A 25908-nucleotide genomic window follows, 5' to 3' on the forward strand; every position below is an offset into this window, starting at 1 on the left:
TCACGCCGCCTCCCGGTAGGCGGCCGCCTCCTCCAGGTCCAGCCTGCGCAGCAGGGTGCGCAGCATCTCGTCGTCGATGTAGCGGCCGTCCCGCAGGCGTACGAAGACCTCGCGCTCGGCGCTGATCACGTCCCGGGACAGCCGGCGGTAGGTGTCGTCGACCGACTCGCCGGTGACCGGGTTGACCTGACCGAGCCGCTCCCAGACGGAGTTGCGGCGGCGCTCCAGGACCGTGCGGAGCCGGTCGGCGAGCGGCGGGGGCAGGGCGTTGCGCTCGTCGGCCAGGAGTTCGTCCAGGCGCCGCTCGGCGGCCAGGGACGCCTGCGCCTGCGCGTTCGCCTCGGCCAGGGTCTCCGCCCGTACGTCGCGGCCGGGGAACCGCAGCACGCGGATCAGCGGCGGCAGCGTCAGTCCCTGCACCACCAGGGTCCCGATGACCGTCGTGAAGGTCAGGAACAGCAGCAGGTTGCGCTTTGGAAAGGGCGTGCCGTCGTGCAGCGCGACCGGGATCGAGAACGCGATGGCCAGGGACACCACGCCCCGCATCCCGGCCCACGCGGTGACCATCGCGCCCCTCCAGGTGGGGTTCTCCTCGCGCTCCCGGACACGCCGGGACAGCAGCCGGGGCAGGAACGTTGCCGGGTACACCCATACGAACCGGGTGACGACGACCACCAGGAAGACGGCGACCGCGTACCAGGCGGCCTCGGGCCCGGAGTACGCCCCGAGGCCCTTGAGGACGACCGGCAGCTGAAGTCCGATGAGGGCGAACACCGACGACTCCAGGACGAACGCCACCATCCGCCACACCGCGTCCTCCTGGAGCCGGGTGGCGAAGTCGACCTCCCACGCGCGGTGGCCGAGGTAGAGGGCGACGGTGACGACGGCCAGGACGCCGGAGGCGTGCACCTGTTCGGCGACGCCGTAGGCGACGAACGGGATCAGCAGGGAGAGCGTGTTCTGCAGCAGCGCCTCCTTCAGGTGGGTGCGCAGCCAGTGCAGCGGCGCCATCAGCACCAGCCCGATCCCGACGCCGCCGATCGCCGCGACCAGGAACTCGCTCACGCCCCCGGCCCAGGTCGCGCCCTCGCCGACCGCGGCGGCCAGCGCCACCCGGTAGGCGGTGATCGCGGTGGCGTCGTTGAGCAGGGACTCGCCCTGGAGGATCGTGGTGATCCGCGAGGGCAGCCCGACCCGGCGGGCCACCGCCGTCGCCGCGACCGCGTCCGGCGGCGCCACCACCGCGCCCAGCACCAGGGCCGCGGTCAGCGGCAGTCCCGGCACGAGCAGGTACACGGCCCAGCCGACCACGAAGGTCGCGAACAGCACGTACCCGACGGAGAGCAGCGCCACGGGCCGCAGTTGCGCGCGCAGGTCGAGGTAGGAGCTGTCGATGGCGGAGGTGTACAGCAGCGGCGGCAGCAGCAGGGGCAGGACCACGCCGGGGTCGAGGGCGTAGGCGGGGACCCCGGGGAGGTAGGAGACCACCAGTCCGACCGCGACCAGCAGCAGGGGCGCCGGCACGGGGGTGCGCCGGGCGGCCCCGGCCACCACGGCACTTCCCGCCACCAGGAACAGCAGCGGCACTACGTCCATGCTCCTCGCCCACCCATCGTTCGTCGCCCGTCCGCTTTCCGCGCGGTCACCCGCACGCCCGTCGTAATCTGGCAATCATGAAACAGTGCACGCACGCCGGCACGCTGCCGCATCCGGAGCCCGGCCCCGAGAGCGAGACGTGTCCGGAGTGCCTGGCGGAGGGCGCGCATCCGGTGCAGTTGCGGCTGTGCCTGTCCTGTGGCCACGTCGGATGCTGCGACTCGTCGCCGGGACAGCATGCGACCAAGCACCACAAGGACACCGGACACCCGGTGATGCGGACCTTCGAACCCGGCGAGGACTGGCGTTGGTGCTTCGTGGACCACGTACTGGTGTGACCGGAATCGGGGACGGTTCGACCGTCTGACGTCTGGGTACGTCAACCCGGCGCCCGCCGTTCCCATTTGGGCCCGCGGAACCCCTAGCCACGGAGTGTATCCGTAGCTTTACTATGAGTGACAGCAATGGGGTTGGGGCCCCGGGACAGGAAGGCCGGGCGCGCGGTAGCGTCACCGCTGAACCATGTATCGCGTTGTCCCGGGGGATGCCCCCGGCCCTGAGAGAGCTTGTACCACCTTGGAGGTGAGGGTGTCCCAGATCGCAGGCGAGCCCGCGGCGAACCAGGACTTCGTGGAGGTCCGGCTGCCGGCTGCGGGTGCCTACCTGTCGGTGCTGCGGACGGCCACGGCCGGTCTCGCGGCCCGTTTGGACTTCACCCTCGACGAGATCGAGGACCTGCGCATCGCGGTGGACGAGGCCTGCGCGATCCTGCTCCAGCAGGCCGTGCCCGGCTCGGTGCTCAGTTGTGTCTTCCGGCTGGTCGACGACTCGCTCGAGGTCACCGTCTCGGCCCCGACGACGGACGGTCACGCGCCTTCGCGGGACACGTTCGCCTGGACCGTCCTGTCCGCCCTCGCGGGCAAGGTCTCCTCCGCCGTGGACGACGACAGGACCGTGTCGATCAGCCTCTACAAACAGCGCGGCGCGGGACCCGGGCCGGCGTGAGGAACGGGGACGGGCCGGTGCGGGACGAAGAGCGCGGCACACGGGAGATGCCGGCCGAGGGCGGGACTCCCGCGCGCGCGGACGGGACCGGAGCCCCGGGCGGTGCAGCCCGGGGCGGTCCGGCCGCGGCCCGGCGCGCGGCGGACGGTATCGACGGCATCCCCGAGCAGGCCAGGCCGCACCCGGAGGACGAGCCGCTGGTCGCCGGCCACGGCGGTCCTCCCCCTCACGGGGACTCCCCCTGTCCGAGCGAAGACGAGAACGGTGAGACCGGCGACAGCGCGGGGAAGGAGGCGAGGGCTCGGGGAAGGGCAACGGGCGGGACGATGAGCGAGCACGAGCGAAACTCCGAGGACGGGTCGCGGGCCGCTCCGATCGTGCGCAACGCGCGACACGACCCTCAGGACCGCAGCGGCGCGCGTGCCATGTTCGTCGAACTGCGCTCCCTGAAGGAGGGCAGCCCGCAGTACGCCGAGCTGCGCAACCAGCTGGTCCGCATGCACCTGCCGCTCGTGGAGCACCTCGCGCGCCGCTTCCGCAACCGCGGCGAGCCGCTGGACGACCTCACCCAGGTCGCCACCATCGGTCTGATCAAGTCCGTCGACCGCTTCGACCCGGACCGCGGCGTGGAGTTCTCCACGTACGCGACGCCGACGGTCGTCGGCGAGATCAAGCGGCACTTCCGGGACAAGGGCTGGGCGGTGCGCGTGCCGCGCCGGCTCCAGGAGCTGCGCCTGGCGCTGACCACCGCGACGGCCGAGCTGTCCCAGCTGCACGGCCGCTCCCCGACGGTGCACGAGCTCGCCGAGAAGCTCGCCATCTCCGAGGAGGAGGTCCTGGAGGGCCTGGAGTCCGCCAACGCCTACTCCACGCTGTCCCTGGACGTCCCCGACACCGACGACGAGTCCCCCGCGGTCGCGGACACCCTCGGCGCCGAGGACGAGGCGCTGGAGGGCGTGGAGTACCGCGAGTCGCTGAAGCCGCTGCTGGAGGATCTCCCGCCGCGCGAGAAGCGGATCCTGCTGCTGCGCTTCTTCGGCAACATGACCCAGTCGCAGATCGCGCAGGAGGTCGGCATCTCGCAGATGCACGTCTCCCGGCTGCTGGCCCGCACACTGGCCCAGCTGCGGGAGAAGCTGCTGGTGGAGGAGTAGCGGAAGAGCCGCGAGGACCGCGGGGACCGGGACGGCCGGGGCGGAGGCCGGCCGCAGGGCTATCGCTGCCCGGTCTCCTCGGCCCGGCCAGGGCCCTTGATGCCGAGGGCCCTGGTCGTCTCCGGGTTCACGAGCAGCACCAGCGACGCCACGGCCACCACGGCGAGCGCGATGCCGGCCGGGATGGCCACGCCGTCGGCCCGCAGCAGGGTGTAGGCGACGGGCAGCGCCATGATCTGCGTGATGACCGCGGGTCCCCGGCTCCAGCTGCGGCGCAGCAGCAGTCCGCGGGCGGCGAGCAGCGGCAGCAGCGCGAGCACGATCACCGTGATGCCGCCGGTGACCCCGGTCTGCCGGTCGCCCTCGTGGCCGGTGATGCCCGCGACGAGCAGCCAGATCCCGCCGGCCACCAGCACGAGCCCTTCCAGCGCGGCGAGCGCCGCCGCGTACGTCAGCCGCCGCGGGCGCGGACCCGCTGTGTCCGGGGCGTCCGTGCCGTCCGTGATCCTGGGGGTGGGTTTGCGGTCACTGCTCACCCCAGCAGCGTAGCCCTCGCGGCACGGACCACCGTGTGCAGGCTCACGTCCTTGCCTCTTACCGGATCCCTACCTCGGGGTGGGGCCGGTACTGTCCGGTAGGTACGCTGCACCTCATGCGTGCACTACTCGTGGTCAACCCGGCGGCAACCACCACAAGCGCACGTACGCGCGACGTCCTGATCCACGCGCTCGCCAGCGAGATGAAGCTGGACGCGGTCACCACCGAGTACCGCGGCCACGCCCGCGATCTGGGCCGGCAGGCCGCGGACAGCGACGACATCGACATGGTGGTGGCCCTCGGCGGCGACGGCACGGTCAACGAGGTCGTCAACGGCCTGCTGCACCGCGGCCCGGATCCCGAGCGCCTGCCGCGCCTGGCGGTGGTGCCCGGCGGTTCCACCAACGTCTTCGCCCGCGCCCTGGGCCTGCCCAACGACGCCGTGGAGGCCACCGGCGCCATCCTGGACGCCCTGCGCCGGGGCGGCGAGCGCACGGTCGGGCTGGGGCTGGCCTCGGGCACGCCCGGCACCGACGACGCGGCGGTGCCGGAGCGCTGGTTCACCTTCAACGCCGGGCTCGGCTTCGACGCCGGCGTGGTCGGCCGGGTGGAACAGCAGCGCGAGCGCGGCAAGAAGTCCACGCACGCCCTGTACGTACGGCAGGTGGTCCGCCAGTTCCTCGGGGAGCCGAGCCGCCGGCACGGGACGATCACCCTGGAGCGGCCCGGGGAGGACCCGCTCACCGAGCTGGTGGTGGCGATAGTCTCGAACACCTCGCCGTGGACGTATCTCGGCAATCGTCCGATGTACACGTCGCCTAAGGCCTCGTTCGATACCGGGCTCGACGTGCTCGGTCTCAGCCGCCTGTCCACCGCCGCGGTTGCCCGGTATGGCACCCAGTTGCTCACTTCGTCCCCCGAGCGCGGCCCCTATGGCAGGCATGCGGCCTCCCTGCACGATCTGAGCCGCTTCACCTTGCATTCGAAGGTGCCGCTCCCCCTCCAGATGGACGGTGACCACCTGGGGCTCCGTAGAAGCGTGACGTTCACAGGCGTACGCCGTGCACTGCGTGTGATTGTGTGAGTAGAAGGGCCCAAAGTCCTTTCACTCGAACGTTTAGGCCAGGATCCACCCCATGGAAGTACGGCTGTGACCTAGTCGACACCGAGGAATCAAAAAAAACTTTCCGGAAGGGGTTGTATCCGCCGCTGAGGTTTGCGAGTCTCTACGTGGCGATCGGGGCGGCCCACCACACGGGCCCCAGAGATCACCGGAACCCCTCTCCAAATCACAGGACCACGCCAGGGAACCTGGCAGTCGGCCCTTCCCTTGTTGAGGGATTCGTGAAAGCGTTCACATTCACAAGCAACCGTACGTAACACCAAGAGAGGTAGCAGCCATGGACTGGCGTCACAACGCCGTTTGCCGCGAGGAAGACCCCGAGCTGTTCTTCCCCATCGGCAACACCGGTCCTGCGCTGCTGCAGATCGAGGAAGCCAAGGCCGTCTGCCGTCGCTGCCCGGTTATGGAGCAGTGCCTGCAGTGGGCGCTCGAGTCCGGTCAGGACTCCGGCGTCTGGGGTGGTCTCAGCGAGGACGAGCGCCGCGCGATGAAGCGCCGCGCCGCCCGCAACCGGGCTCGTCAGGCCTCCGCCTGACCACAGCCACCCCGCTGACAGCCTGAGCTTGGCGGCGCGTACAGCGAGTACGCATCTCCCGCCCCCGAGCCGCAGCGCGCAGTACCCCCGATGCGCACACAAGCCGCAACGAGCGACTGGCCTCGGACCGATTTCGGTCCGAGGCTCTTTGCTGTGCGGGCTACTTGTGCGCTTGCACGGGAATGTCGAGGATCACCCGGGTGCCGCGCTCCGGGGCCGGCACCATGTCGAAGGTGCCACCCAACTCCCCCTCGACCAGGGTCCGTACGATCTGGAGGCCGAGGTTGCCGGAGCTGTGCGGGTCGAAGCCGTCGGGCAGACCCACGCCGTCGTCCTGGACGGTGACGAGCAGTCGGGCCTCGCGCGAGGTGCCGCCGCGGACCGCGGAGACCTCCACCGTCCCCGTCTCGCCCTCGCCGAAGCCGTGTTCCAGGGCGTTCTGCAGAACCTCGGTCAGCACCATCGACAGCGGGGTGGCGACCTCGGCGTCCAGGATCCCGAAGCGGCCGCTGCGCCGCCCGGTCACCTTGCCCGGGGAGATCTCGGCGACCATCGCCAGCACCCGGTCGGCGATCTCGTCGAACTCCACGCGCTCGTCCAGGTTCTGGGACAGCGTCTCGTGCACGATGGCGATCGAGCCGACCCGGCGGACCGCCTCCTCCAGGGCCTCCCGGCCGCGCTCCGACTCGATGCGCCGGGCCTGAAGTCTGAGCAGGGCCGCCACCGTCTGGAGGTTGTTCTTGACCCGGTGGTGGATCTCCCGGATCGTCGCGTCCTTCGTGATCAACTCCCGCTCGCGTCGGCGCAGTTCGGTCACGTCCCGGAGCAGTACCAGCGAACCTATGCGCGTGCCCTTGGGTTTGAGCGGGATCGCCCGGAACTGGATCACTCCGTCGTGGGCCTCGATCTCGAACTCCCGGGGCGCCCAGCCGCTCGCCAGCTTCACCAGCGCCTCGTCCACCGGGGCCCGGGAGGGGGCGAGCTCGGCGGTGGTTTCGCCCAGGTGATGGCCGACGAGGTCGGCGGCGAGGCCGAGGCGGTGGTAGGCGGAGAGCGCGTTGGGCGAGGCGTACTGGACGATGCCGTCCGCGTCCAGCCGGATCAGGCCGTCGCCGACGCGCGGCGAGGCGTCCATGTCGACCTGCTGGTCCGGGAACGGGAACGAACCGGCCGCGATCATCTGCGCCAGGTCCGAGGCGCTCTGCAGATAGGTCAGCTCCAGCCGGCTCGGGGTGCGCACGGTCAGCAGGTTGGTGTTGCGCGCGATGACGCCGAGGACGCGCCCCTCCCGCCGCACCGGGATGGACTCGACGCGGACCGGGACCTCCTCGCGCCACTCGGGGTCGCCCTCCCGCACGATCCGGCCCTCGTCGAGGGCGGCGTCCAGCATCGGGCGGCGGCCGCGCGGGACGAGGTGGCCGACCATGTCGTTCTGGTAGGAGGTGGGTCCGGTGTTGGGCCGCATCTGGGCGACCGAGACGTACCGGGTGCCGTCCAGGGTGGGGACCCACAGGACGAGGTCGGCGAAGGAGAGGTCGGAGAGCAGCTGCCACTCCGAGACCAGCATGTGCAGCCACTCGAGATCGGAGTCGTCGAGCGCGGTGTGCTGGCGTACGAGTTCGTTCATGGAGGGCACGTCTGCGAGCGTACCCGGGCGTTTGTACGGTCCTGAAATAGGCGGAGGCGCGGGGCCCCGGAGACACCCGCGGGCCGCGGCGCCTGAGAGGGACCCTCAACCCTCCCGGCACCGCAGCCCGGAGCAGTATCGGCCGTGGGCGTGCGGTCCCGGTCGGCCGAAGGATGAGGAACCGGGGCAGTCAGGGCAGAGAGCTCCGGGTCCTCGGTCCGCCTTCCTGTGCGGGGAAGACGGAGGCTCGTGCGTTCACCTGTCGTGCGCGGACAGTGCCGCGCGCGTGCGCTCTTCGAGACGTCTCACAGCATTCTGGACTAGACCACTTGCCCTGTCCATGTGCGGGACGGCGGTTGTTGTGTTTTCTTCACCGAACGACCGGTCGGAACGGAGCCGGGCCGGCCTGCGGACCGGATCTCCCGGCGTGCTCCCCGCAGCCTAGCCCGCCCGGCTCGGCGGCGGGGCCGGATGGCGGGGTGGATTTCCGTGAGCGCCTCGCCTTCCCCCGCCTTCCCCCGGCTCACGCCGTCGCACGCCGGTCGCGATCCGCCCCGGGCGACCGCCCCCACCCCTTCGGGCACGCGGGCGGAGGAGCACGGCACGGGCGGGCTCGACTCTGTTAGATTGGGCTTGGATTGGTCTAAACCACACGACCCCCGTTGTCGGGTCCGTCCCCTTCAGATCCTCCTCAGATCGGCAGGCCCAGCGTGGAAGTTGTCATCGTTCCGGATGCCAGAGCGGGCGGCGAACTCATCGCCGAGGCGATGGCGCGGCTGCTCCGGCGCAAGCCCGACGCCCTGCTCGGCGTGGCCACGGGCTCCACTCCCCTGCCCGTGTACGAGGCGCTGGCGGCCAAGGTGCGCTCCGGCGCCTCGGACATCTCGCGGGTGCGGATCGCCCAGCTCGACGAATACGTGGGGCTGCCCGCCGACCACCCCGAGTCCTACCGCTCGGTGCTGCGCCGGGAGGTGCTGGAGCCCCTCGGCATCGGCATGGACGCCTTCCTCGGGCCCGACGGCACCGCCGAGGACGTCCGGTCGGCCTGTGCGGCCTACGACCGGGCCCTGACCGAGGCCGGCGGTGTCGACCTGCAACTGCTCGGGATCGGGACCGACGGGCACATCGGGTTCAACGAGCCGTGCTCGTCGCTCGCCTCGCGCACCCGGATCAAGACCCTGACCGAGCAGACCCGCGCCGACAACGCGCGCTTCTTCGACGGCGACGTCGACCAGGTGCCGCACCACGTCATCACGCAGGGCATCGGGACGATCCTGGAGGCGCGGCACCTGGTGCTCCTGGCGACGGGCGAGGGCAAGGCGGACGCGGTCGCGGCGACCGTCGAGGGCCCGCTGGCCGCCGTCTGCCCCGCCTCGGCACTCCAGCTCCACCCGCACGCGACGGTCGTCGTCGACGAGGCCGCCGCGTCCAAGCTGAAGCTCGCCGACTACTTCCGCCACGCCTACACCAACAAGCCGGACTGGCAGGGCATTTAGCCACTCGCACGGCCCAATGCACGGCGACGCCGGCCACCCCGCAGGGGGCGGCCGGCGTCGCCGCGTCGACAGCCGTAAGGCGTGACGGGGGCAGCCTCACACGCATGGTGCCGCCACGGCGGCGGTCGTGGCGGGGTCACAACCGCGGCGGCGGGCAGTCCCGAGGCACAGCCGCGCCGGGCGACCATCTCGCCGGCTGGGCGCCGAGCGGGGCCGGCGCCGCCCCGCCCCCGCCTCGCCACGAAAGCCCGAGCGGGCACGCCCGGGTCGGCCGGAGAGGCGTCCCGGGGCAGGTCGGCCCGCACGCCCGGCTCCCGGACCTGGGGTCTTTCGTTCGGATCAGGCCGGATCAGGGAGCGGGGTCCGGTGCCGTGCATCGCACGGCGGAGGAGGGCGGCAGGGCGGAGCCCTGCCGACCGACGACAACGCGGCTGGGGGTACCCCCAGCTCGAAGAGCTCGGGGGAACGGTGCCAGGACCCGCGAGCCCGGCATGATCCAAACGAGAGGCCCTGGGGAAGGCCTCGCGGAACGGCTCCGCAGGGACCAGTACCGCCCCGCTCCTGGCCCACCGGGGCACCGCTGTCTGCTGTGTGTCGCCGGTGGTGCGCCGGGAGGTCACGGACCCGGGCGGTCGAGTGGCCGACAGCGGCGGCGTGGGCGCCGGCAGGCGGTTCACTCGCCCGTGATGATCTCCGCCGCCGCTCGGCCGCAGACGCGGGCCGCGCCGTGGGTGGCGATGTGGAGGGCGCCGCGCGGGGGCGCCTGGGGGACGCCCATCTCGACGATCACCGTGTCCGGGCGGGCCGCGAGCAGGGTGTCGAGGGCGGCCGCCATCCAGGGGTGGCGGTGCTCGTCGCGGACGACGGCCACCACACGCCGGGTGCCGGCCTCCTGAAGGGCCGAGCGGCCCGCGCCCTCGCCGGCGAAGCTGCCCGTCCGGGTGCCCGGCAGGAGGCGGCAGAGCTCGGCGGCCACGCCCCACGGGGTCTCGTCACCGACGGCGATGTTGGCGACGGGGGTGAGGGCGGCGACGTAGGGCGGATCCGTGAGCGGGGTGAAGCCCTCCGCGGCGGTGACGCGCAGCGCGCGCCGGGCCGCCCGCAGCCCGACCACCGGATCGGCGTCGCCGTCCGTCCCGTCCGTCCCGGGCGGGCCCGCGGCCGCGGCGGTCCAGCGGGCGAGGGCGCGGACCCGGTCGGCGGCGTCCGCCAGCCGTTCCTCGGGCAGTTCACCGGAGCGGACCGCGGCGACCAGGGCGTCGCGCAGACCGGTCACGGTCTCGTCGTCGGCCAGTCCGCCGCCCACGCAGATCGCGTCGGCTCCGGCGGCGATGGCCAGGACGCTGCCGCGCCGGATGCCGTAGTTGTCCGCGATGGCCCGCATCTCCATGCCGTCGGTGACGATCAGGCCCTCGTAGCCCAGTTCGCCGCGCAGCAGGTCGGTCAGCACCCGGCGGGACAACGTTGCCGGAAGGTCCGGGTCCAGGGCCGGCACCAGGATGTGGGCGCTCATCACGGCCTTGCTGCCGGCGGCGATCGCCGCGCGGAACGGGGCCAGTTCGCGCTCCTGGAGCACCTCGGCGCCCACGTCGATGCGGGGCATCGCGTGGTGGGAGTCCACGGCGGTGTCGCCGTGCCCGGGGAAGTGCTTGGTGCAGGCGGCGACCCCCGCGGACTGGAGGCCGGTGACGTAGGCGGCGGTGTGCCGGGCGACCAGGTCGGTGGAGGCCCCGAAGGACCGTACGCCGATGACCGGGTTGCCGGGGTTGGAGTTGACGTCCGCGGAGGGCGCCCAGTTGAAGTTCACTCCGCACTCGGCCAGCCGCCTGCCGAGTTCGCGGGCGACGGCCTGGGTCAGTTCCACGTCGTCCACCGCGCCCAGCGCGTGGTTGCCGGGGAAGCTGGAGCCGGTGCGCACCTCCAGACGGGTGACGTCGCCGCCCTCCTCGTCGATGGCGACCAGAACGTCCTCGCGTTCGGCGCGCAACTGGGCGGTGAGGGCGGCCAACTGTTCGGGCGAGGCGATGTTCCGGCCGAACAGGCCGACCGAGGACAGGCCCTCGCCCAGGCGCCGGAGCAGCCAGTCGGGGGCCGTGGTCCCGGTGAAGCCGGGCTGGAGGACCGTCAGCGCGTCGCGAGTGAGTGTGTCGGTGCCGGTGGCGATTGTCGTCATCGGGTGGCGTTATCCCTTCACGGCGCCCGCGGTCAGGCCGCCGACGGCCTTGCGCTGGAGGAAGAGGAAGAGGATCAGGATCGGGACGGCGAAGAGGGAGGAGGCCGCCATGGTCGCGCCCCAGTCGTCGCCGAACTGGGTCTGGAAGCTGGACAGCCACAGCGGCAGCGTCTTGGCGTCGGCGTTCTTGTTCAACACCAGGACGAGCGGGAACTCGTTCCAGGCGGTGATGAAGCCGAACATCGAGGTCGACATCAGGCCCGGGGCGAGCAGCGGGAGGATGACCCGGCGGAAGGCCGTCATACGGGAGCAGCCGTCCACCATGGCCGCCTCCTCCAGTTCCTTCGGCACGGCGGCGACGAAGCCGCGCAGCGTCAGGATGGTGAAGGGCAGGATCATCATCGTGTAGAAGAGCGTCAGCGGCACGAGGCTGTTCAGCATCGACGCGTCCCGCACGATCATGTAGATGGCGATGACCATGACTTCCCAGGGCGCCATCTGGGCCAGCATGAAGCCGATGACGAAGCCGCGCCGCCCCTTGAACCGCATCCGTGCCAGCGCGAAGGAGCCGGCCAGCGCGACGATCAGCGAGAAGACGACGGCGAGGACGGTGACGGTCAGCGAGTTGGCCACGTACGTCCAGAAGAGGTCGACTTCCGTCGCCGTCCTGAAGTGCTCGAAGGTGACGTCGACCGGGAACCAGACCGGGTCCTCGGAGATGATGTCGCCGGTCGGCTTGAAGGCCGTGGAGAACATCCAGTACACGGGGAAGACGAAGCCGATGAACAGGACGACGGCCGTGGCGTTGGGCCACAGGCGGCCGAAGAGCGAGCGCTTCACAGCTCGTCCTCCTCTTGCTTGAGCACGATCCTGAGGTAGTAGGCGGTCAGGCCGAGCAGGATCAGGATGGTCAGGACGGCGATCGCCGCACCCATGCCGTAGTGCTGGTTGCCGACGCCCTCGACGTAGGCGTAGACGGGCAGGGTCTCGGTGAGCCGGTCCGGGCCGCCGCCGTTGATGGTGAAGACCTGCACGAACGCCTTGAAGACCCAGATGATCTCCAGGAAGGTCGTGGCGTAGAGGAAGGGCCGCAGGAACGGCAGGGTGACCGTGGTGAAGCTCCGCCAGATGCCGGCGCCGTCGAGGGAGGCCGCCTCGTACAGCTCGCCGGGGATGGTGGTGGTCGCCGCGTACAGGTTGATCGCGACGAACGGGATGGACATCCATACGATCAGCACGGTGACGACGAAGAACGTCGACATCTGGCTGCTGGTCCAGCTGTAGTCGGCCATCGAGTGCCAGCCGAGCTTGTCCAGCACCCAGTTGACGACGCCGAAGCGCTGGGCGAACAGCCACTGGTACACGGTGGTCGCGGCCACCACGGGCATCGCCCAGGCGAGCACGAGGCCGATCAGCAGGGTGACCCGCATGCGCTTGCCGAGACGGGCGAGCAGCAGGCCGACCAGCGTGCCCAGGACCATGATCAGGACAACGTTGACCGCGGTGAACAGGATCGAGCGGAGGGTGACCCGCCAGAAGTCCTCGCCGGTGAGGATCTCCTTGTAGTTCTCGATGCCGTTCCACTCGGTGACGTGCTGGATCAGCTGCGTCATGTTGAGGTTCTGGAACGACAGCAGGAAGTCCTTCAGCAGCGGCCAGCCGAGCAGCAGCACAGTGGCCGCGCAGGCGGGCAGCAGCAACAGATAGGGGGCGAACCCGCCGCTGCGCGAGGCGGCTCGCGGTGTCGGACCGCCCGGTGCCCGGCCGTCCGCCCTGCGGGCGTCCACCGGGCCTGAGGGCGGCCGTTCGGTCTGCACGGTCATGCTCGCGATCTCTCTTCTCCGCCGAGGGGCCCTAGGTACGTCGACCCGCGTACAGGTGCCGGGGCGGGGCGGCCGTCCGTGGTACGGCCGCCCCGCCCCGGCTCACCCGGTGCTACTGCTTCTGTGCCAGGCGCTTGTTGAACTCGCCCTCGACCTGCTTGGCGGCCTCGGCCGGGGACTTCCCCTTCAGCACGGCGGTCATGTAGGCCTTGACCGGGTTCGGGTCGTTCTCCACCGCGGCCCACTCCGGGATCAGCGGCGTGGTGCCACCGCCCGCGGCGGCCGGGGCGGCGGCCTCGGCGACGGCGTTGCCCTGGAGGTTGCTCTGCAGCGCCTCCTTGTTCGGGATGACGCCGTTCTCCTTGGCCAGCTGGCCCTCGTACTGGTCGGACAGGGCGATCTTCAGGAACTCGCGGGCGAGTTCCTGCTTCTTGCTGCCCGCGGCGACGGCGAGGTTGGAGCCGCCGAGGAAGACGCCCTCGGGCTTGTCGGCCGCGGCGCCCGGGATCGTGAAGTAGCCGATCTCCTTCTCGATCTTCGGGTTCGCCTTGATCGCGATGCCGGCCTCCCAGCCCATGCCGATGAAGGCGCCGACCTTGCCCTTGGCGAAGACCTCGCCCTGCTGCGGGTGGGCCTCGTCCTTGTCCTTGGGCGCCTTGGACAGGGCCTGGAACTTCTTGTAGGTCTCCATGGCGGCGGCGACCTTCGGGTCGGCCAGGTTGGAGACGTACTTGTCGCCGTCCTTCTTCACCAGCTCGCCGCCCTCGCCGATCACCAGGCCGACGAAGTGGTACCAGTTCTGGCCGGGCAGGTAGATCGGCTCGGCGCCGGTCTTGTCCCCGACCTTCTTGAGGTCGGCGTAGAACTCGTCGCGGGTCTTGGGGGTGTCCTTGATGCCGGCGTCGGCCCAGAGCTTCTTGTTGTAGAGGACGACGCGGTTGGCGAAGTACCACGGGGCCGCGTACTGCTTGCCCTCGTAGACGGAGGAGTTGTTGAGGGCCTCGGTCCAGTCGGCGCCGACCGAGGACTTCAGGTCCGCGAGGTCGGCGAGGCCGCCGGTCTTGGCGTAGGCCGGGGTCTGGGTGTTGCCGATCTCGAAGACGTCCGGCGGGTTCTCCTCGGACAGCGCGGTGGTCAGCTTCTGCTGGATGCCGTCCCACTGCTGGATCTCGAACTTGACCTTGGCCTTGGTCTTGGCCTCGAAGGCCGCGGAGACGTCCTTCTGCCACTGGTCCGGGGAGGAGCCGTCCATCACCCACACGGTGAGCGTCTGGCCGGCGTAGCCGTCCTTGCCGCTCTTGGCCTTGCCCCCGTCGTCGTCCTTGCCGCCCCCACACGCCGCGATGGAGACCATCATGCCCGCGATACCGATCGCGGCTACCAGCTTGCGCTTCACGCCACCCTCCTCAGGGATGCCACAAACCCCCCTGCCTCCCCGCGGTTGAGCGACATCCGAGCGTCGGCGCGTAACCGCCCGTGGGGCCGGGACCTGGACCAATGGTGTAGACCAGTACGGGGAGCTTGGCCCAGACCAATAGGGCTGTCAAGAGTGCGCCGACCCGCTCACGTGGTCCGTTATGCGACCGCGATATGCAGGGACCTTTCATTGTTCGTCCGGCAAAATGGACGCCTGCGTTCCACTGGACCAGTGGCGGCCGCACGCGACCCGCCGGCCGCCCTGGCCACGTGGACCACCCGCCCTGGCCCGGGCGATGGACTAGACCAGCCGGAGTCGCGACGGTATACAGAGGAGATCACGGAGCGTACGGGTGACCACCCGGCACGCGAAGCCGTGCCACGATGTGAGCGGGGCCGACGGGACGTCGGTCGCTTCGGCACTGGAGCCGGGAAGGCGGAGCATGAGCACCGACGTCAGCAGTGCGGAGAACGAGGGTGGGGCGACCGTCCGTACCGCGCGCGTGCCCAAGTACTACCGCCTGAAGAAGCACCTGCTCGACATCACGCAGACGTTGCCGCCGGGCACTCCGGTCCCGCCGGAACGGACCCTGGCGGCCGAGTTCGACACCTCGCGGACCACGGTGCGGCAGGCGCTTCAGGAGCTCGTCGTCGAGGGACGGCTGGAGCGCATCCAGGGCAAGGGCACCTTCGTCGCCAAGCCGAAGGTCTCCCAGGCACTGCAACTGACCTCCTACACCGAGGACATGCGCGCCCAGGGCCTGGAGCCGACCTCGCAGCTGCTGGACATCGGCTACGTCACCGCCGACGACCGCCTGGCCGAACTGCTCGACATCACCGCCGGGGGGCGGGTGCTGCGCATCGAGCGGCTGCGCATGGCCAACGGCGAGCCGATGGCCATCGAGACCACCCACCTGTCGGCCAAGCGCTTCCCGGCGCTGCGGCGCAGCCTGGTGAAGTACACCTCCCTCTACACCGCCCTCGCCGAGGTCTACGACGTCCATCTCGCCGAGGCCGAGGAGACCATCGAGACCTCGCTGGCCACTCCGCGCGAGGCGGGCCTGCTCGGCACCGACGTGGGCCTGCCGATGCTGCTGCTGTCCCGGCACTCCCTGGACCGCGAGGGCCGGCCGGTGGAGTGGGTGCGGTCGGTGTACCGCGGGGACCGCTACAAGTTCGTGGCCCGTCTCAAGCGCCCGCAGGAGTAAGGGCCTTGTGATGGCGTAAGAATCTCGTGGCGGTCCGCGGCGTCATGCGCGCGAGGGATTCCGCGCGTGTGACACCGTGACCTAGATTGCCTGCGCACTGCACGGACGCTCGCCGGTGATCAGCTAGGGGACGGAGTCGCCACATGTCGAATGCCCCGGAAACCACCAGAGCGGTGGTGACACCCTTACGGGTCGTCATCGCCCTCTGTCTCGTCGTCCCCTTCGGGGCGCTGTTATGGGTGGGGTCGTACGCGAAGACGGATCCGGCGTTCATCGGGATCCCGTTCTTCTACTGGTACCAGATGCTGTGGGTGGTCCTCTCCGCGGCCCTGACGATGACCGCGTACCGGCTGTGGCTGCGTGATCAGCGCGCCGCCCGGGCCTCGCAGGCCGCCCGGACCGCCCCTGCCTCCACGGCCGAGGACGGGGGTGCGGTCAAGTGAAGGACGGCGTCAACGGCGTCGCGCTCGGCGTCTGTGTCTTCTTCTTCCTGCTCGTCACCGTCATGGGCTTCCTGGCCGCGCGCTGGCGCCGTGCCGAGAACGAGCACAGCCTGGACGAATGGGGCCTGGGCGGCCGGTCGTTCGGCACCTGGGTGACCTGGTTCCTGCTCGGCGGCGACCTGTACACCGCCTACACCTTCGTGGCCGTGCCCGCCGCCGTCTACGCCACGGGCGCGGCCGGCTTCTTCGCGGTGCCGTACACGATCCTGGTCTACCCGCTGATCTTCACGTTCCTGCCGCGGCTGTGGTCGGTGTCCCACCGGCACGGATACGTGACCACCTCGGACTTCGTCCGCGGCCGGTTCGGCTCCAAGAGCCTGTCGCTGGCGGTGGCGCTCACCGGCATCCTCGCGACCATGCCGTACATCGCGCTCCAACTGGTCGGCATCCAGGCCGTCCTTGACGTGATGGGCGTCGGCGGCGGCGACAGCACCCACTGGTTCGTGAAGGACCTGCCGCTGCTGATCGCCTTCGGCGTGCTGGCGGCGTACACCTACTCGTCGGGGCTGCGCGCGCCCGCGCTGATCGCGTTCGTGAAGGACACCCTGATCTACATCGTGATCGCGGTGGCCATCATCTACATCCCGATCAAGCTGGGCGGCTTCGGCGAGGTGTTCGCCAAGGCGGACCAGAAGTTCAGTGAGTCGGGGACGGGCGGCCTGGTGCCGGCGGCGGCCGGTCAGTGGACGTACGCCACGCTGGCCCTGGGCTCCGCGCTCGCGCTGTTCATGTACCCGCACTCGATCACCGCGACCCTGTCCTCGCGCAGCCGCGAGGTGATCCGCCGCAACACCACGATCCTGCCGCTGTACTCGCTGATGCTGGGCCTGCTCGCCCTGCTGGGCTTCATGGCGATCGCGGCGGGCGTGCAGGTGAAGAACGGCCAGCTGGCCATTCCGCAGCTGTTCGAGAACATGTTCCCGGACTGGTTCGCGGGGGTGGCGTTCGCTGCGATCGCCATCGGCGCGCTGGTGCCGGCGGCCATCATGTCGATCGCCGCCGCGAACCTGTTCACCCGCAACATCTACAAGGACTTCCTCCGTCCGCACGCGACGCCGAAGGAGGAGACCCGGGTCTCCAAGATCGTGTCGCTGCTGGTCAAGGTGGGCGCGCTGGTCTTCGTCCTGACCATGGACAAGACGGTCGCCATCAACTTCCAGCTGCTCGGCGGCATCTGGATCCTGCAGACCTTCCCGGCCCTGGTCGGGGGCCTGTTCACCCGCTGGTTCCACCGCTGGGCGCTGCTGGCGGGCTGGGCGGTCGGCATGGTCTACGGCACGGTCGCCGCCTACGGGGTCGCCTCGCCGACGCAGAAGCACTTCGGCGGCTCGGCGAAGGAGATCCCGGGCATCGGCGAGATCGGCTACATCGGCCTGACGGCGTTCGTGCTCAACGCGGCCGTCGCAGTGGTCCTGACGCTCGTGCTGAGGGCGGTCAAGGCGCCTGAGGGCGTGGACGAGACCCGGCCGGAGGACTACACGGCGGACGCCGGCGACCCGGGCGTCGAGGTGGAACTCCCGCCGGCCACGGCGGCGGCCCCGCGCTGACAACCGGGAGGGGCATCCCACGGGCCGCCGGGGAAATCCGGCGGCCCGCCGCCGTGCCCGTGCGGCACACTCGGGCGCATGGACATCGTGATCCGGCCGGCGGAACCCGGCGAGTACGGCACCCTCGGTGAGATCACCGCGCAGGCCTACCTCCGGGACGGCCTCCTCGACTTCGGCGAGAACGACGAGTATCTCGGCGAGCTGCGGGACGTGGCCAAGCGGGCGGCCGCGGCCGAGGTACTGGTGGCGGTGGCGGACGGGAAGGTGCTCGGCGGCGTGACCTTCGTCCCCGGCACGGGCCCCATGGCCGACCTCGCCGGTCCCGGGGAGACCGAGATACGGATGCTCGCCGTCGCGCACACGGCGCGCGGCCGAGGCGTCGGCGAGGCCCTCGTACGGGCCTGTCTGGACCGGGCACGGGCCGTGGAGGGCTGTGTCCGCGTGGTGCTGTCCACCCAGAGCGCCATGCACACCGCCCACCGCATCTACGAGCGCCTGGGTTTCGTCCGCACGCCGGGCCGGGACTGGAACCCCCTCCCGCACCTGGACGACATCATGCTGCTCACCTACGAGTTGACATTCTGACACGTTCCGGAATCGACACGGCACAACATATGGGGGTGCCCGACTCACTCAGCACAAGATGTATGCTCGTGCTCACTGTCGCCGCAGGGGAATCCGGTGCGAATCCGGAACTGTCCCGCAACGGTGTACTCGTGCGCGTATGCCCCCATGGGCCGTCACGAGCGTCAGTCCGAGGACCTGCCGACAGTGCGCCCGGCCGTCCGGTCCGGGTGCCCTGACGTCCGGGCTTCGTGGAATGGGCCGGTGGACGCGGCGCCGCGTGCGCTCGTGTGCTGCCCCCTGCCCTCGGCGAGGCCCCGTGCCGAGCGAGGGAGAGCTCCACGTGACCATCGCGCCAGCAGACCCGGTTTCAGCCACAGCTCCGGAAACCGACGGTCCAGGTGCCGTACTGCTGCGGACCCTGACCGAGCTGACCGCCGACCTCCCCGACGCCGACCCCGGCCGGGTCGCCGCCGCCGCGCTGCGCGGCCGGTCGGCGCGGGCCGACGAGGCCGAGTTGCGCGAGCTGGCCACGGAGGCGGCCGCCGGGCTCATCTCCGAGGACCCCGCCTACTCCCGGCTCGCGGCCAGGCTGCTGACCCTCGCCATCCGCGCCGAGGCCGCCTCCCAGGACGTCGTGTCCTTCACCGACTCCGTCGCCGTCGGACACCGCGAGGGCCTTCTCGCCGACCGGACCGCCGAGTTCGCGCGCCGGTACGCCGACCGCCTCGACGCGCTGATCGACCCGGGCGCCGACGACCGCTTCGGCTACTTCGGCCTGCGCACCCTGCACAGCCGGTACCTGCTGCGGCACCCGATCACCCGCAAGGTGATCGAGACGCCGCAGCACTTCCTGCTGCGGGTCGCGGCGGGTCTCGCGCAGGACGACACCGCCCGGTCGGCCGACGAGGTCGAGGCGCTCTACGGATTGATGAGCCGCCTCGACTACCTGCCCTCCTCCCCCACGCTCTTCAACTCCGGTACGCGTCACCCCCAGATGTCGTCCTGCTACCTGCTCGACTCCCCCAGGGACGAGCTGGACTCGATCTACGAGCGCTACCTCCAGGTCGCGCGGCTGTCCAAGCACGCCGGCGGCATCGGCATCGCCTACTCCCGCATCCGCTCCCGCGGTTCGCTGATCCGCGGCACCAACGGGCACTCCAACGGCATCGTGCCGTTCCTGAAGACCCTGGACGCCTCGGTGGCCGCCGTGAACCAGGGCGGCCGCCGCAAGGGTGCCGCCGCGGTCTACCTGGAGACCTGGCACTCGGACATCGAGGAGTTCCTGGAGCTGCGCGACAACACCGGTGAGGACGCCCGCCGGACGCACAACCTCAACCTCGCGCACTGGGTCCCGGACGAGTTCATGCGCCGGGTGAACGCCGACGGGCAGTGGTCGCTGTTCTCCCCCTCGGACGTGCCGGAGCTGACCGACCTGTGGGGCGAGGAGTTCGACGCCGCGTACCGCGCCGCGGAGGCGCGTGGCCTGGCCAGGAAGACCATGCCGGCCCGCGACCTGTACGGCCGTATGATGCGCACCCTCGCGCAGACCGGCAACGGCTGGATGACCTTCAAGGACGCCGCCAACCGCACCGCCAACCAGACGGCGCAGCCGGGCCACGTCGTCCACTCCTCCAACCTCTGCACGGAGATCCTGGAGGTCACCGACGACGGCGAGACGGCGGTGTGCAACCTGGGTTCGGTCAACCTCGGCGCGTTCGTGGCCGGCGGGGACATCGACTGGGAGCGGCTGGACGAGACCGTCCGCACCGCGGTCACCTTCCTCGACCGCGTGGTCGACATCAACTTCTACCCGACCGAGCAGGCGGGCCGCTCCAACGCCCGCTGGCGGCCGGTGGGCCTGGGCGCCATGGGCCTTCAGGACGTCTTCTTCAAGCTGCGCCTGCCCTTCGACTCCCCGGAGGCGAAGGCCCTGTCCACCCGTATCGCCGAGCGGATCATGCTCGCCGCGTACGAGGCGTCCGCCGACCTCGCCGAGCGCAACGGCCCGCTGCCCGCGTGGGAGAAGACCCGTACGGCCCAGGGCGTGCTGCACCCCGACCACTACGACGTCGAGCTGACCTGGCCGGAGCGCTGGGCGGCCCTGCGCGAGCGGATCGCCGCCGTCGGCATGCGCAACTCGCTGCTGCTCGCGATCGCCCCGACCGCCACCATCGCCTCGATCGCGGGCGTGTACGAGTGCATCGAGCCGCAGGTCTCCAACCTCTTCAAGCGCGAGACGCTCTCCGGTGAGTTCCTGCAGGTCAACTCGTACCTGGTGAACGATCTGAAGGCGCTCGGCGTCTGGGACGCCCGCACCCGCGAGGCGCTGCGCGAGGCGAACGGCTCGGTGCAGGACTTCGCGTGGATCCCCGAGGACGTGCGGACGCTGTACCGCACGGCGTGGGAGATCCCGCAGCGCGGTCTGATCGACATGGCCGCGGCCCGCACCGCGTTCCTGGACCAGTCCCAGTCCCTGAACCTGTTCCTGGAGACGCCGACCATCGGCAAGCTCTCCTCGATGTACGCCTACGCCTGGAAGCAGGGGCTGAAGACGACGTACTACCTGCGGTCCCGCCCGGCGACCCGCATCGCCCGCGCCGCCCGGGCCCAGGCCGCCGCCACCGTCCCCGTCCAGCAGGCGGCGCCGGACGCCGACGCGATCGCCTGCTCCCTTGAGAACCCCGAGTCCTGCGAGGCCTGCCAGTAATGACCAGCGAGACCAAGAACCTGCTCGACCCCGGCTTCGAGCTGACGCTCCGTCCGATGCGCTACCCGGACTTCTACGAGCGCTACCGGGACGCCATCAAGAACACCTGGACCGTGGAGGAGGTCGACCTCCACTCGGACGTCGCCGACCTCGCCAAGCTGAGCCCGGGCGAGCAGCACCTCATCGGCCGGCTGGTCGCGTTCTTCGCGACGGGCGACTCGATCGTCGCCAACAACCTGGTGCTCACGCTCTACAAGCACATCAACTCCCCCGAGGCGCGCCTGTACTTGAGCAGGCAGCTGTTCGAGGAGGCCGTGCACGTCCAGTTCTATCTGACGCTGCTGGACACCTACCTCCCGGACCCGGAGGACCGCGCCGCCGCCTTCGACGCGGTGGAGAACATCCCCTCCATCCGGGAGAAGGCCGAGTTCTGCTTCAAGTGGATGGACTCGGTGGAGAAGCTGGACCAGCTGGAGACGAAGGCGGACCGCCGGCGCTTCCTGCTCAACCTCGTCTGCTTCGCCGCGTGCATCGAGGGCCTGTTCTTCTACGGCGCCTTCGCCTACGTCTACTGGTTCCGCAGCCGCGGCCTGCTGCACGGTCTGGCCACCGGCACCAACTGGGTGTTCCGTGACGAGACGATGCACATGTCCTTCGCCTTCGACGTGGTCGACACCGTGCGCAAGGAGGAGCCGGACCTCTTCGACGAGGACCTCCAGCGGCAGGTCACCGACATGCTGCGGGAGGCCGTCGAGGCCGAGCTGCAGTTCGCGCGCGACCTGTGCGGTGACGGCCTCCCGGGGATGAACACCGACTCGATGCGGCAGTACCTGGAGTGCGTCGCCGATCAGCGCCTGACGCGCCTCGGCTTCGCTCCGGTGTACGGCTCCGAGAACCCCTTCTCCTTCATGGAGCTCCAGGGCGTTCAGGAGCTGACCAACTTCTTCGAGCGGCGCCCGTCGGCGTACCAGGTGGCGGTGGAGGGCACCGTCGACCTGGACGAGGACTTCTGAGCCTCGTCGCGGCTCTCACGGGCCTCCCGGTCCTCGTGGGCCTGGCGGATCCGGCGGTCGGCACGTCGGTCGTGGACGATGCCGATCACCGACGGCAGGGCCATGAGGACCAGGAGTCCCAGGACGGCGAGCATCGAGATCAGGCCTTGCAGCTGTGTCGTAGTCATGGACACCACTGTGGCGCCGGATTGCTCCTTACCGTGAGTGGCAGGACTGCCGTACACCTTCAAAATCCTGCCACCGCGGGGGCACACTGGAGCCATGCTGAAGAACGTGGCCACCGTGCTGCTGGACGGAGTGCACCCCTTCGAGCTCGGCGTGGTCTGCGAGGTGTTCGGACTCGACCGCAGTGACGAGGGACTGCCGGTGTACGACTTCGCGGTCGTCTCCGCGGAGGGCCCGGCGCTGAGCACCCACGTCCCCGGCCTCACGGTCTCGACACCGCACGGCCTGGACCGGCTGGAGGAGGCCGACCTGATCACGGTGCCGGCCACCGACGCCATCACCTCGCGCGGCTACCCGCCCGAGCTCCTTGACGCGCTGCGCCGGGCGGTGGACCGGGGCGCGCGGGTGCTCAGCGTCTGCTCGGGCGTCTTCGTGCTGGGCGCCGCCGGTCTGCTGGACGGGCGGCGCTGCGCGGCGCACTGGAGGCACGCGGACGAACTGGCCCGGCGCTTCCCCCGGGCGATGGTCGAGCCGGACGTGCTGTACGTGGACGCGGACCCGGTGATCACCTCGGCCGGCACCACCTCCGGTATCGACGCCTGCCTGCACATCGTGCGCAAGGAACAGGGCCCGGAGGTCGCCAACAAGATCGCCCGGCGGATGGTGGTGCCCCCGCACCGCGACGGCGGGCAGGCCCAGTACATCGAGCGGCCGCTGCCGAAGTCCTCCTGCGACACGGTCGGCGAGGTGCTGGTCTGGATGGAGGAGCACCTGGACCAGGAGGTCACCGTCGAACGGCTCGCCGCCCGCGCCCATATGTCGCCGCGGACCTTCGCCCGCCGCTTCCAGCAGGAGACGGGTACCACTCCGTACCGCTGGCTGCTGCGCCAACGCGTGCTGCTGGCACAGCGGTTGCTGGAGGCGACGGACGAGACCATGGACACGATCGCGGACCGTACGGGGTTCGGGACCGCGGCGGCGCTGCGGCACCAGTTCGTCCGCGCGCTGGGCACCACCCCGAACTCCTACCGGCGCGCGTTCCGGGGCCCGCAGGCCGCCTGAACGCGCGCCGCGCCGCTCACGTCACCTCAGCACCGGCCGCACCAGCATCCTCTCCGGGCGCAGGGTGATGCCGACCCGGGGCGTGCCGTCCGAACCGGGAACCTCCTCGAAGCGGAACTTCGTCGCCACCGCGGCGGTGAACAGACTCAAAAGCGCCATCGAGAAGTGGTCACTGGGGCACTTGCGGTTGCCCACGCTGAACGGGCTCATGGCGTATTTCGGTACGTCCTTGGCGCGTTCCGGAAGCCAGCGGTCGGGGTCGAACTCAAGGTTGTCCGGATACGAGCGCCGATCTCGCTGGACGGCGTACGGGCTGTAGATGATGTCCGCCCCGGCCGGAATGCGATAGCCACCGAGTTCGGTTTCGGTCACCGCCCGCCGCGTCAATACCCATACGGCCGGCCGCAAACGCATCGTCTCCACGATGACATTGTTGGTGTGTGTGAGTCTGCGGACGTCGTCGAATCCGACCGGGCGGCCGCCGGTGACGGATTCGACCTCCGCACGGATCCGGTCACCGTGTTCCGGGTGTATCGCGAGCACCCGGAGCAGCCACATGATCGTGGCGCCCACCGTTTCGCTGCCCGGGGTGAGTATCGCGACCACCTGGTCGTGGATCTCCTGTTCCCCGATGGGCTCGCCATTGTCGTCCTTGGCCGTCAGCAATGCCGTCAGCAAATCGTCCGGATTCCGACCGGATGCCCGGCGCTCGGCGATGATCTCGTCGACGAGGAGATGCAGATCGGCGAGCGCCCGGTTGAATTCACGGTTGGCCGGCAGCGGCAGCCGGTACAGCGGCCCGAGCGGCACCACCATCCGCTGGTACATCCCCCGGAAGACGGTGGCCAGCGCGTCGCACAGCCGGTCGGCGCACTCGTCCATGTACCGGCCGCGCAGCAGGCAGCGGGCCGCGATCCGCACGGCGATCCGGAAGGCCTCCGAGGCGCAGTCGATCGTCTCCCCGGGCCGCCAGCGCTCGGTCAGCGCGTGCGCCTCCTCCTCCATGACCGGCCCGTAGGCGGGGATGGCGTCGAGCCGGAAGGCGGGCTGGATGGTGCGGCGCTGGCGCCGGTGCAGCGCGCCGTTGGAGGTGGCCACCCCCTCCTTGCCGACCAGGCCCTCCAAGGACTCCCACAGCGGGCCGGAGATGATGTAGTCGGGGCTGAGGGCCACCGCGCCGGTGAGGGCGGGCGTGGTGACGGCGTACACCGTCTTCGGGCCGAGCTTGAGCCGGACGACGTCGCCGTGGTCGCGCAGTTGGGACATGAAGGCCAGCGGATCGCGGACCAGTTTCAGACCGTGGCCGAGAAGCGGCACCCCGCCCCCGGCCACCGGTGGCTCTTGTGGTCCCGGTGCGTTGTGCCGGGTTTCCGACTGCACTGATTCAGCGGTCATTTCCCACCCGCCCCTTCGTTGTCGACGTACGGGGGTGTGGCCGGGTCCTCCCAGCTGTCGACCATGTACCGGCCGGACTCGTGGTGGAACCAGTAGACGGAACTGAACCAGTTCCGCATATTGCCGAGGCACGCCCTTACGGCGGCGCTCAATTCCTTTCCCCGTACCGTGCCGTCCGCGAGGCCGTCGGCGAAGCTCAATCCCTCCTGCTCCGCGAGCATGAATTCGGATACGCATTCCTCGATGCGCCCGCGCATTTCCGCTATCGCCTCCTCCGGACTCAGCCCGTCGTGTTTGACGAGACTGATCCCGAGGTTGTGCACCTCCTCGCCCGCTATTTCCTTGGGCAGTGAGCACAGATCGTTGTACCAGGCGGCGAATTCCTGACTCAGCAGCGCCGGACGCCGGTACGCGGGATTCTTCCGGACGGAGTCCGGGAGTTCACAGCCGGCGCTCGACTCCAGCAGATCGGTCCAGATCCAGTGGGCGAAGGTGAAGCGGCGCAGCGCGAGGTATTCCTCGACCGTGGGCACAACGTCCTCGACGCGGTTCTGGAATTCCTGGTCGTAGGCGTCGATCACCGCGTGGAAGTGCCGCGCGAAGCGGGCGTTCCACCGCGCCGACAGGAACGAGTAAAAGCGCAGCACACTGTCCGCGAACCCCGCGACCAGGGCGTCCTGGTGGTGCAGGTGGTCCCGGGGGGAGTCCAGGGCCGTGTGCAGCGCGCGGCACAGCCGCTCCCAGGCGGCCGGCCGCCCGTGGACGACGTCGCGGTCCTGACGGTCGTCCCAGAGGAAGAACCACGCGCTGAAGTCCGCTATCGCCTGGACCACCTCGTCGGGGGCGCCGATGTAGTACCCCGCCATGAGGTCCGTGTAGCAGAGGCTGTCGGCGTGTTCCTCCACCTTGTCCGCGGACATGAGCCGCTTTTCCAGCAGCCAGCCGCGTGTCTTCTCCTGGAGTTGGGGCCAATACCCGTGCAACTGCCTGGGAAACTCGGCCTCGATCACCGGAAGCGCGAGCGTTGGTGGGACTGCGACCGCTGTCGTTGTCGGTGTGGTGCTGTATGGGAAAGCTGGCACGAACAAACCCCTCTCAGCCGCCGGTGGCGCACACCCTTCCGCCGTGCCGGGCGCACGCCGTCGCGTATCTCCGCACCTCCATTCAGCACCACAACTGACCGTTCTGGGAATGGATTTGCTCCATTCATCACCCCGGGATGCCGAGAATCTCCCCTTGTGTGACTGATTACGAAT

General features: G+C 70.2%; 23 protein-coding genes and 1 riboswitch. Of the genes, 13 read left to right on the forward strand and 10 right to left on the reverse strand.

Annotated elements, in window-relative coordinates; genetic code table 11:
- A complete protein-coding gene (locus TNCT6_RS09400) occupies window positions 1–1596 on the reverse strand; it encodes a Na+/H+ antiporter (protein WP_141358495.1) in 1596 nt (531 codons plus the stop codon).
- Between the two features lie 77 nt (window positions 1597–1673).
- Between TNCT6_RS09400 and TNCT6_RS09405 the strand changes: the two genes are divergently transcribed.
- From TNCT6_RS09405 to TNCT6_RS09415, 3 genes are all read left to right on the forward strand, one after another.
- Window positions 1674–1934 carry a UBP-type zinc finger domain-containing protein gene (locus tag TNCT6_RS09405; RefSeq protein WP_141358497.1) on the forward strand — a complete coding sequence of 87 codons (261 nt, stop codon included), beginning with the start codon at window positions 1674–1676 and terminating at the stop codon, window positions 1932–1934.
- Window positions 1935–2184: 250 nt separating this feature from the next.
- Window positions 2185–2601, forward strand: a complete 417-nt coding sequence (locus TNCT6_RS09410) for an anti-sigma regulatory factor (protein WP_141358499.1) — start codon at window positions 2185–2187, stop codon at window positions 2599–2601.
- Window positions 2602–2648: 47 nt separating this feature from the next.
- Window positions 2649–3755 carry an RNA polymerase sigma factor SigF gene (locus tag TNCT6_RS09415; protein ID WP_373996237.1) on the forward strand — a complete coding sequence of 369 codons (1107 nt, stop codon included), beginning with the start codon at window positions 2649–2651 and terminating at the stop codon, window positions 3753–3755.
- A 59-nt stretch (window positions 3756–3814) separates the two neighbouring features.
- Here the strand turns inward: TNCT6_RS09415 and TNCT6_RS09420 are convergent, their stop codons facing one another.
- A complete protein-coding gene (locus TNCT6_RS09420; protein ID WP_172632844.1) occupies window positions 3815–4291 on the reverse strand; it encodes a hypothetical protein in 477 nt (158 codons plus the stop codon).
- Window positions 4292–4407: 116 nt separating this feature from the next.
- Here TNCT6_RS09420 and TNCT6_RS09425 point away from each other — a divergent pair, with 116 nt between their 5' ends.
- Both TNCT6_RS09425 and TNCT6_RS09430 read left to right on the forward strand, forming a co-directional pair.
- Window positions 4408–5376 (forward strand): diacylglycerol kinase family protein, encoded by a 969-nt coding sequence (locus tag TNCT6_RS09425; RefSeq protein ID WP_141358503.1) that lies wholly within the window; start codon window positions 4408–4410, stop codon window positions 5374–5376.
- A gap of 316 nt (window positions 5377–5692) precedes the next feature.
- The gene (locus tag TNCT6_RS09430; protein WP_016639615.1) at window positions 5693–5950 is read left to right on the forward strand and encodes a WhiB family transcriptional regulator; all 258 of its coding nucleotides are present in this window, start codon (window positions 5693–5695) and stop codon (window positions 5948–5950) included.
- A gap of 160 nt (window positions 5951–6110) precedes the next feature.
- On the opposite strand, the gene TNCT6_RS09435 is transcribed toward TNCT6_RS09430, so the two are convergent.
- Entirely contained in the window at window positions 6111–7577 is a 1467-nt protein-coding gene (locus TNCT6_RS09435) for a sensor histidine kinase (RefSeq protein ID WP_141366262.1), read from the reverse strand.
- A 710-nt stretch (window positions 7578–8287) separates the two neighbouring features.
- Between TNCT6_RS09435 and nagB the strand changes: the two genes are divergently transcribed.
- Window positions 8288–9073, forward strand: a complete 786-nt coding sequence (gene nagB / locus TNCT6_RS09440) for a glucosamine-6-phosphate deaminase (protein WP_141358505.1) — start codon at window positions 8288–8290, stop codon at window positions 9071–9073.
- Window positions 9074–9746: 673 nt separating this feature from the next.
- Here the strand turns inward: nagB and TNCT6_RS09445 are convergent.
- The 4 genes from TNCT6_RS09445 to TNCT6_RS09460 form a co-directional block, all read right to left on the reverse strand.
- Window positions 9747–11246, reverse strand: a complete 1500-nt coding sequence (locus TNCT6_RS09445) for a glycoside hydrolase family 3 protein (protein WP_141358507.1) — start codon at window positions 11244–11246, stop codon at window positions 9747–9749.
- Between the two features lie 9 nt (window positions 11247–11255).
- Window positions 11256–12086, reverse strand: a complete 831-nt coding sequence (locus TNCT6_RS09450; protein WP_141358509.1) for a carbohydrate ABC transporter permease — start codon at window positions 12084–12086, stop codon at window positions 11256–11258.
- The gene (locus tag TNCT6_RS09455; protein WP_141358511.1) at window positions 12083–13069 is read right to left on the reverse strand and encodes a carbohydrate ABC transporter permease; all 987 of its coding nucleotides are present in this window, start codon (window positions 13067–13069) and stop codon (window positions 12083–12085) included. The genes TNCT6_RS09450 and TNCT6_RS09455 overlap by 4 nt, the downstream gene beginning before the upstream one ends.
- A 112-nt stretch (window positions 13070–13181) precedes the next feature.
- Window positions 13182–14465, reverse strand: a complete 1284-nt coding sequence (locus tag TNCT6_RS09460; RefSeq protein WP_141358513.1) for an extracellular solute-binding protein — start codon at window positions 14463–14465, stop codon at window positions 13182–13184.
- Window positions 14466–14928: 463 nt separating this feature from the next.
- On the opposite strand from TNCT6_RS09460, the gene TNCT6_RS09465 reads away from it, so the two are divergent.
- From TNCT6_RS09465 to TNCT6_RS09490, 6 genes are all read left to right on the forward strand, one after another.
- On the forward strand, window positions 14929–15693 hold the full coding sequence (locus TNCT6_RS09465; RefSeq protein WP_141358515.1) for a GntR family transcriptional regulator: 765 nt from the start codon (window positions 14929–14931) through the stop codon (window positions 15691–15693).
- A 143-nt stretch (window positions 15694–15836) separates the two neighbouring features.
- The gene (locus TNCT6_RS09470) at window positions 15837–16136 is read left to right on the forward strand and encodes a DUF3311 domain-containing protein (protein WP_172632845.1); all 300 of its coding nucleotides are present in this window, start codon (window positions 15837–15839) and stop codon (window positions 16134–16136) included.
- Complete coding sequence (gene mctP / locus TNCT6_RS09475) at window positions 16133–17743, forward strand: monocarboxylate uptake permease MctP (RefSeq protein WP_141358517.1); 1611 nt, start codon at window positions 16133–16135, stop codon at window positions 17741–17743. The genes TNCT6_RS09470 and mctP overlap by 4 nt, the downstream gene beginning before the upstream one ends.
- Before the next feature lie 78 nt (window positions 17744–17821).
- On the forward strand, window positions 17822–18328 hold the full coding sequence (locus TNCT6_RS09480) for a GNAT family N-acetyltransferase (RefSeq protein WP_141358519.1): 507 nt from the start codon (window positions 17822–17824) through the stop codon (window positions 18326–18328).
- 45 nt (window positions 18329–18373) lie between these two features.
- Window positions 18374–18528: riboswitch (cobalamin riboswitch) on the forward strand.
- 122 nt (window positions 18529–18650) lie between these two features.
- Window positions 18651–21017, forward strand: coding sequence for a ribonucleoside-diphosphate reductase subunit alpha (locus TNCT6_RS09485; RefSeq protein WP_141358521.1), 2367 nt, complete (start codon window positions 18651–18653; stop codon window positions 21015–21017).
- Window positions 21017–22030, forward strand: coding sequence for a ribonucleotide-diphosphate reductase subunit beta (locus TNCT6_RS09490; RefSeq protein ID WP_141358523.1), 1014 nt, complete (start codon window positions 21017–21019; stop codon window positions 22028–22030). Before TNCT6_RS09485 ends, TNCT6_RS09490 begins: the two co-directional genes overlap by 1 nt.
- Here the strand turns inward: TNCT6_RS09490 and TNCT6_RS09495 are convergent.
- Complete coding sequence (locus TNCT6_RS09495) at window positions 21943–22197, reverse strand: hypothetical protein (RefSeq protein WP_141358525.1); 255 nt, start codon at window positions 22195–22197, stop codon at window positions 21943–21945. The genes TNCT6_RS09490 and TNCT6_RS09495 overlap by 88 nt on opposite strands.
- A 94-nt stretch (window positions 22198–22291) precedes the next feature.
- Between TNCT6_RS09495 and TNCT6_RS09500 the strand changes: the two genes are divergently transcribed.
- A complete protein-coding gene (locus TNCT6_RS09500) occupies window positions 22292–23257 on the forward strand; it encodes a helix-turn-helix domain-containing protein (protein WP_141358527.1) in 966 nt (321 codons plus the stop codon).
- A 21-nt stretch (window positions 23258–23278) separates the two neighbouring features.
- Here the strand turns inward: TNCT6_RS09500 and TNCT6_RS09505 are convergent, their stop codons facing one another.
- Window positions 23279–24652, reverse strand: coding sequence for a cytochrome P450 (locus tag TNCT6_RS09505; RefSeq protein WP_141358529.1), 1374 nt, complete (start codon window positions 24650–24652; stop codon window positions 23279–23281).
- A complete protein-coding gene (gene cyc1 / locus TNCT6_RS09510) occupies window positions 24649–25734 on the reverse strand; it encodes an epi-isozizaene synthase (protein ID WP_141358531.1) in 1086 nt (361 codons plus the stop codon). The genes TNCT6_RS09505 and cyc1 overlap by 4 nt, the downstream gene beginning before the upstream one ends.
- Between the last annotated feature and the right edge of the window lie 174 nt (window positions 25735–25908).

This window comes from Streptomyces sp. 6-11-2 (assembly GCF_006540305.1).
GTDB lineage: Bacteria > Actinomycetota > Actinomycetes > Streptomycetales > Streptomycetaceae > Streptomyces.